At 65.5% G+C, this 7,299-nt stretch carries 6 protein-coding genes; all 6 read right to left on the bottom strand.

Translation table 11 applies throughout. The features are described from left to right. A partial coding sequence (locus ACMUOO_RS15740; protein WP_242070362.1) for a GTP-binding protein occupies window positions 1-127 on the bottom strand: 127 nt, incomplete at its 3' end. 83 nt (window positions 128-210) lie between these two features. Then, window positions 211-2,328, bottom strand: coding sequence for an elongation factor G (gene fusA / locus ACMUOO_RS15735; RefSeq protein ID WP_413855705.1), 2,118 nt, complete (start codon window positions 2,326-2,328; stop codon window positions 211-213). Window positions 2,329-2,337: 9 nt separating this feature from the next. Then, window positions 2,338-2,808 carry a 30S ribosomal protein S7 gene (gene rpsG / locus ACMUOO_RS15730; RefSeq protein ID WP_197647098.1) on the bottom strand — a complete coding sequence of 157 codons (471 nt, stop codon included), beginning with the start codon at window positions 2,806-2,808 and terminating at the stop codon, window positions 2,338-2,340. A gap of 11 nt (window positions 2,809-2,819) precedes the next feature. Then, window positions 2,820-3,191, bottom strand: a complete 372-nt coding sequence (gene rpsL, locus ACMUOO_RS15725) for a 30S ribosomal protein S12 (RefSeq protein WP_197647097.1) — start codon at window positions 3,189-3,191, stop codon at window positions 2,820-2,822. A 240-nt stretch (window positions 3,192-3,431) separates the two neighbouring features. Continuing rightward, window positions 3,432-4,355 carry a DMT family transporter gene (locus ACMUOO_RS15720; RefSeq protein ID WP_413855704.1) on the bottom strand — a complete coding sequence of 308 codons (924 nt, stop codon included), beginning with the start codon at window positions 4,353-4,355 and terminating at the stop codon, window positions 3,432-3,434. Between the two features lie 121 nt (window positions 4,356-4,476). Next, window positions 4,477-7,299: DNA-directed RNA polymerase subunit beta' (locus ACMUOO_RS15715; protein WP_413855703.1), on the bottom strand; the 2,823-nt coding region annotated here is incomplete at its 5' end.

Raw genomic sequence — 7,299 nt, 5'->3', positions numbered from 1 at the left:
CATAGCCCTTGAAGTCGCCGAAATACTTGGTGATCGCCGCCGTCAGCGTCGTCTTGCCATGGTCAACGTGACCAATCGTCCCGATGTTAACGTGCGGTTTCGTCCGTTCAAACTTTGCCTTCGCCATGATGGCTTCTCCTATTGGTTCGGTTGCGGTGCGCCGTAGCGCACCCTACGGGGTGGTAGGGCGGGCTTCGGCCCGCCGCACCGTCATGCGTACTTCTTCTGGATTTCCTGGCTGATGTTCTCCGGCACCGCGTCGTAGTGGTCGAAGAGCATCGTGAACACCGCGCGGCCCGAGGTCATCGAGCGCAGGTTGTTGATGTAGCCGAACATGTTGGCCAGCGGCACCATCGCGTTGATCACGTTGGCGTTGCCGCGGCTGTCCTGCCCGGTCACCATGCCCCGACGCGAGGTCAGGTCGCCGATGACGCCGCCGGTATATTCCTCGGGCGTCACGACCTCGACCTTCATGATCGGCTCGAGAAGCTTCGCGCCGGCCTTCTTCAGGCCTTCGCGCATGGCAGCCCGCGAGGCGATCTCGAAGGCCAGGACCGAGGAGTCGACGTCGTGGAACGCGCCGTCGACCAGCTGGACCTTGAAGTCGATGACCGGGAAGCCCGCGAGCGGACCCGAATCCATGACCGACTTGATGCCCTTCTCGACGCCGGGGATGTACTCCTTCGGCACCGCACCGCCGACGATCTTGGATTCGAACGAGTAGCCTTCGCCCGGTTCCGTCGGGGTGATCTGCAGCTTGACGCGGGCGAACTGGCCCGTGCCGCCGGTCTGCTTCTTGTGGGTATAGTCGATCTCGTGCGCGTTCGAGATGGTCTCGCGGTAGGCCACCTGCGGCGCGCCGATGTTCGCCTCGACCTTGAACTCGCGCCGCATGCGGTCGACGAGGATGTCGAGGTGAAGTTCGCCCATGCCCTTCATGATGGTCTGGCCGGATTCCAGGTCGGTCTCGACGCGGAAGGACGGGTCTTCGGCCGCGAGGCGAGCGAGGGCGATGCCCATCTTCTCCTGGTCGGCCTTCGACTTCGGCTCCACCGCGATCTCGATCACCGGATCGGGGAAGGTCATGGTTTCCAGCACGACCGGCTTGGCCGGATCGCAGAGCGTGTCGCCGGTGGTGGTCTCTTTCAGACCGGCCAGGGCGATGATGTCGCCCGCGAAGGCCTCGTCGATTTCCTCACGCTGGATGGCGTGCATCATCATCATGCGGCCGACGCGCTCGCGCTTGCCCTTGGTCGCGTTCATCATCTGGTCGCCCTTCTTCAGGACGCCCGAGTAGATGCGCGTGAAGGTCAGCGAGCCGACGAAGGGGTCGTTCATGATCTTGAACGCCAGGGCCGAGAAGGGTTCCGCGTCGTCGGGCTTGCGCTCGATGTTGCGGGTCTCGGTCTCGTCGCCCGGGGCGAAGCCCAGATAGGGCGGGACGTCCAGCGGGCAGGGCAGATAGTCGACCACGGCGTTCAGCAGAGCCTGCACGCCCTTGTTCTTGAAGGCAGAGCCGCCAAGGACCGGAACGAAGGCCATCGCCAGCGTGCCCTTGCGGATCAGCTTGCGCAGCGTGTCCTGGTCAGGCTCGTTGCCTTCGAGATAGGCTTCCATCGCGGCATCGTCCTGCTCGACGGCAAGCTCGATCAGCGTGGCGCGGCGGGTTTCGGCCTCGGCCTTCAGCTCGTCACGGATCGGACGGTGCGACCAGGTCGCGCCGACGTCGTCGCCGTCCCAGACCCATTCTTCCATCGTGATCAGGTCGACGATGCCTTCCAGCTTGTCTTCCGCGCCGATCGGGAACGCGATCGGGGCCGGGGTGGCGCCGGTGCGGTCCTTGATCATCGTCAGGCACTTCTGGAAGTCGGCGCCGATCTTGTCCATCTTGTTGACGAACACGATCCGCGGCACGCCATAGCGGTCAGCCTGGCGCCAGACGGTTTCGGTCTGCGGCTCCACGCCGGCGTTGCCGTCCAGCAGGCAGACCGCGCCGTCGAGCACCGCCAGCGAACGCTCCACCTCGATGGTGAAGTCGACGTGGCCGGGGGTGTCGATGATGTTGAAGCGGTGCTTCAGCGAGGTCGGTTCCTTGCCGTCGTAGGTCTTTTCCCAGAACGTGGTGGTCGCGGCCGAGGTGATCGTGATGCCGCGTTCCTGTTCCTGTTCCATCCAGTCCATGGTCGAGGCGCCATCATGCGTCTCGCCCATCTTGTGGTTCTTGCCGGTGTAGAACAGGATCCGCTCGGTCGTGGTGGTCTTGCCCGCGTCGATGTGGGCCATGATCCCGAAGTTGCGGTAGAGGTTCAGCGGATATTCGCGTGCCATGATGTCCTCTTACCAGCGATAATGGCTGAACGCCTTGTTCGCGTCCGCCATCTTGTGAGTGTCTTCGCGCTTCTTCACGGCGGTGCCGCGGTTCTGCACGGCGTCGGCCAGTTCGGCGGCCAGACGCTCTTCCATGGTGTTCTCGTTGCGCTTGCGGGCGGCGGTGATCAGCCAGCGGATCGCCAGCGCCTCGCGGCGCTCGGTGCGCACCTCGACGGGGACCTGGTAGGTCGCACCGCCGACGCGGCGGGAGCGGACCTCGACCGAGGGCTTCACGTTGTCGAGCGCCTCGTGGAAGGCTTCGACGGCGGGGCGCTTCAGCCGGGTCTGGACGCGGTCAAGCGCGCCGTAGACGATGGACTCGGCGACGGATTTCTTGCCGTCGAGCATCAGGTTGTTCATGAACTTGGTGACCACCCGGTCGCCGAACTTGGCATCGGGCAGGATTTCGCGCTTTTCGGCGGCGTGACGACGGGACATCTGTTATCTCCTCACTTCGGACGCTTGGCGCCGTACTTCGAACGACGCTGACGACGCTCTTTCACGCCCTGGGTATCCAGAACGCCGCGGAGGATGTGGTAGCGCACACCCGGAAGGTCCTTGACCCGGCCGCCACGGATCAGGACGACGGAGTGTTCCTGAAGGTTGTGCTTTTCGCCGGGGATATAGGAGATGACCTCGAAGCCGTTGGTCAGGCGCACCTTGGCGACTTTCCGCATGGCCGAGTTCGGCTTCTTCGGGGTGGTGGTGTAGACGCGGGTGCAGACCCCGCGCTTCTGCGGGCAGGATTCCAGGTGCTGGGACTTGGACTTGCGCGCGACCGCTTCCCGGGGTTTCCGGATCAGCTGTTGAATCGTTGGCATTCACGTTCCTCGTTTCGATACTCGCCCCCTTGCCTGGAGGGCGCCGCTTCTCGATCGTGCCTGCGCGAATCGCAAAACACGAACACCGCAACCACCCCCGTCGCCGGGGATGCCGCGGTGGATTTACAGAGGATCGGGGCGGATAGCCCGGATCATGACCACTTCAAGCGCTCTGAACCCTTGTCCCGGTCGCGACCGGAATTCGGATTGGGCGGCGTATAAGAGGAATCGGAGGGGGAGTCAACGGGCCGGGTCTGGGGTGACCGGGTCCGGGGAAGCGGGGACGGGACGGGACGGGCGGCGCAGCCGCTGCTCGCGCCAGAGGGTGAAAAGCCCCGCGCCGACCACGATGGCCGCGCCGACCAGGGTCCAGACGTCGGGCAGGTCGCCGAAGACCAGGAGGCCCAGCACGATGGCCCAGATGAGCGAGGTATAGCGGAAGGGCGCGACAAGGCCGATGTCCCCATGCCGCATCGCCGAGACCGAGGAGAGATAGCCCACGATCACGAAAAGCCCGGCGGCAAGGACTTCGGCCGCTTCGGCCGGGGACACGGGTTTCCAGCCCTGGATCCCGGCGCCGATCCAGCCCATCGCCGTGACCGCGACCGCCGCGCCAAGCGCCACGAGGCCCGAGGGCACCGCGCCCTGGATCGGCCGCACCGCAAGGTCGCGGACCACGACGCAAAGGACCGAGGCGATGCCGAGAAGCGACCAGCGGTCGAAACCCTCGGTCCCGGGGCGGATGATGAGGAGGACGCCGACCAGCCCGACAAGGATCGCGGTCATCCGCCGCCAGCCGATCTTGTCGCCGAAGACCAGCGCCGCCGCCAGGGTGATGAGGAGCGGCAGCGCCTGCAGGATCGCCGAGAGGTTCGCCAGCGGCATCCGCAGCAGGGCTTCGAGAAACAGGATCGTCGCCGCGACATCGGCCAGCGAGCGCAGGAGGATCAGCAGCCCATCCCGACCCGAAGGGCGGAAGCGGAAGGCGCCGGTCAGGGCCGCGAGCAGGCCAAGGCCGACCAGCGCGATCACCCCGCGCATGGCGATGGTCTGATAGAGCGGCAGGCTTTGCGTCACCGATTTCATGAAGGTGTCGTTGATGGTGAAGGCCGCCATCGACGTGCACATCAGAAGGATTCCGCGCAGGTTTTCCGAAAGGTGCAAGACGGGATCCTTCTCTGTCCGTCAATGCCTAGCAGGGCAAGGGCGGAAGGGGAAGGCCGCGCGGCAAAGGGAAACCCCCGCCGGTTGCCCGGCGGGGGTCTGGATCATCTGGCGACTGACCTCAGTCGCGGCTTTCGACCGTGTCGACCAGGCCCGAATCGGTCTGGTCGCCCAGGTCCATCACGTCCATCGGGGCAGCCAGGGCCGCGGCATGTTCGGCCTCGGACCGGCGCGCCTCGATCACGGTATGGTCGCGGTCGGCGGCGATCTTCTTGACGCGGCTGGTCGCCCCGCCGGTGCCCGCCGGGATCAGGCGGCCGACGATGACGTTCTCCTTCAGGCCGACCAGCTTGTCGCGCTTGCCCTGGACCGAAGCCTCGGTCAGGACGCGGGTGGTCTCCTGGAAGGAGGCGGCCGAGATGAAGCTGCGGGTCTGCAAGGACGCCTTGGTGATCCCCAGCAGCACCGGCTCGGCCTTGGCCTCGCGGCCGCCGCGGGCAACCGCCTTGGCGTTCTCTTCGTCCAGCTCGGTCTTCTCGACCTGCTCGCCCTTCAGGAGCGTGGTGTCGCCACCGTCGAGGATCTCGAACTTCTGCAGCATCTGGCGAACGATGACTTCGATGTGCTTGTCGTTGATCTTCACGCCCTGCAGGCGATAGACGTCCTGCACCTCGTCGATCATGTAGTTGGCAAGCGCCTCGATCCCCATGATCCGCAGGATGTCGTGCGGAGCCGGGTTGCCGTCCATGATGTAGTCGCCCTTCTGGACGAAGTCACCTTCCTGGACCGGAATGTGCTTGCCCTTCGGGATCATGTACTCGACCGCCTGCAGCGTCTCGTCCACCGGCTCGACCGTGATCCGGCGCTTGGACTTGTAGTCCTTGCCGAAGCGGACATAGCCGTCGGTTTCCGCGATGATCGCGTGATCCTTCGGACGACGGGCCTCGAACAGTTCCGCCACGCGGGGAAGACCCCCGGTGATGTCCTTGGTCTTGGCGCCCTCGCGCGGGATCCGCGCCACCACGTCGCCGGGCCGCAACTCCTGGCCGTCCTCGACCGACAGGATCGCGTCCACCGACATGGCATAGGTGATCGGGTTGCCGTTGTCGCCGCGCACCGGATCGCCGGTCGCCGGGTCCATGACGATGATCTCGGGCTTGAGGTCGCCGCCTTTCGGCACCGAACGCCAGTCCGAGACGATCTTCTGGGTCATGCCCGTCGCATCGTCGGTTTCCTCGCGGACCGAGATCCCCGCGACCAGGTCCTTGAACCGCGCGACCCCCGCCTTTTCGGCGATGATCGGCAGGGTGAAGGGGTCCCATTCGAAGAGCTTGGTGCCACGCTTGACCGCCTCGCCTTCCGAGACGTGCAGCTTGGCGCCGTAGGTCAGCTTGTGCGCCGCGCGTTCCTGTCCGGCATCATCGATGATGGCGATGGACATGTTGCGCCCGATCACGATCTGCTCGCCCGCCGCGTTCTTCAGCAGGTTGGCGTTGCGGAACTCGATCTTGCCTTCCTGCGACGCTTCCAGGAACGACTGCTGGCCACCCTGGGCCACACCGCCGATGTGGAAGGTTCGCATGGTCAGCTGCGTGCCGGGTTCGCCGATCGACTGGGCGGCGATGATGCCGACCGCCTCGCCGATGTTCACCAGCGTGCCGCGCGCCAGGTCGCGGCCGTAGCAGAGCGCGCAGACGCCCTCCTCGGCCTCGCAGGTGAGCGGGCTGCGGATGCGGATCGCGGCGATGCCCGAACCGTTGATCGCATCGGCGCGGCGTTCGTCGATCAGCTCGCCCCGGGCGACGATGACCTCGTCCGAGCCGGGCGCGATCACGTCCTCGGCCGCGACGCGACCCAGCACACGCTCGCCCATCGGCACGATCACCTCACCATCGTTGACCGCGGCCGAGGCCGTGATCGACTGTTCGGTGCCGCAATCGTGGACGCGGACGATGCAGTCCTGCGCCACGTCGACCAGGCGGCGGGTCAGGTAGCCCGAGTTCGCGGTCTTGAGCGCGGTGTCGGACAGGCCCTTCCGGGCGCCGTGGGTCGAGTTGAAGTATTCAAGAACGGTCAGGCCTTCCTTGAAGTTCGAGATGATCGGCGTCTCGATGATCTCGCCCGAGGGCTTGGCCATCAGGCCGCGCATCCCGCCGAGCTGCTTCATCTGGATGACCGAACCCCGGGCGCCGGAGTGGGCCATCATGTAGACCGAGTTCGGCTCCTTCTCGGCGCCGTTCTCATCCGTGCGCGCGGCAGAGATCGTGGCCATCATGGCCTCGGTCACCTTGTCGTTGCACTTGGTCCAGGCGTCGACGACCTTGTTGTACTTCTCGCCCTGGGTGATCAGACCGTCGAGGTACTGCTGTTCGAAGCCGGCGACCTGCTCCTTGACCTCGTTGACGATGGTCCATTTCGAGTCCGGGATCACCATGTCGTCCTTGCCGAAGGAAATCCCGGCGCGGAAGGCCTCGCGGAAGCCGAGCGACATGATCTGGTCGCAGAAGATCACCGATTCCTTCTGGCCGCAGTAGCGGTAGACGGTGTCGATGACAGTCTGCACGTCCTTCTTGCGGAGGAGGCGGTTGACCAGTTCGAAGGGCGCCTTGGCGTTCAGCGGCAGCAGGTTCCCGAGCCGCAGGCGGCCGGGGGTGGTCTCATACCGTTTCCAGACCACGTTGCCGGTCTCGTCGACCTGGCGCAGGCGGGCCTTGATCCTGGCGTGCAGGTGGACGGCGCCCGCGGCGAGCGCATGCTCCACTTCCTCGATGTCGGCGAAGGCCATGCCCTCGCCCTGCATGCCCTTGCGCTCCATCGTGACGTAGTAGAGGCCGAGGACCATGTCCTGCGACGGCACGATGATCGGCGCGCCGTTGGCGGGCGACAGCACGTTGTTGGTCGACATCATCAGGACGCGCGCTTCCAGCTGGGCCTCAAGGCTCAG

The organism is Albidovulum sp. (genome assembly GCF_041919395.1).
In the GTDB taxonomy this organism is placed as follows: Bacteria; Pseudomonadota; Alphaproteobacteria; order Rhodobacterales; family Rhodobacteraceae; genus Albidovulum.
This window is presented reverse-complemented; position numbering and strand designations above follow the sequence as displayed.

What these genes read in the sequence shown, in the direction of transcription:
- fusA (WP_413855705.1), bottom strand. Translation starts at nt 2,328, where the DNA reads ATGGCACGCGAATATCCGCTGAACCTCTACCGCAACTTCGGGATCATG.
- rpsG (WP_197647098.1), bottom strand. Translation starts at nt 2,808, where the DNA reads ATGTCCCGTCGTCACGCCGCCGAAAAGCGCGAAATCCTGCCCGATGCC.
- rpsL (WP_197647097.1), bottom strand. Translation starts at nt 3,191, where the DNA reads ATGCCAACGATTCAACAGCTGATCCGGAAACCCCGGGAAGCGGTCGCG.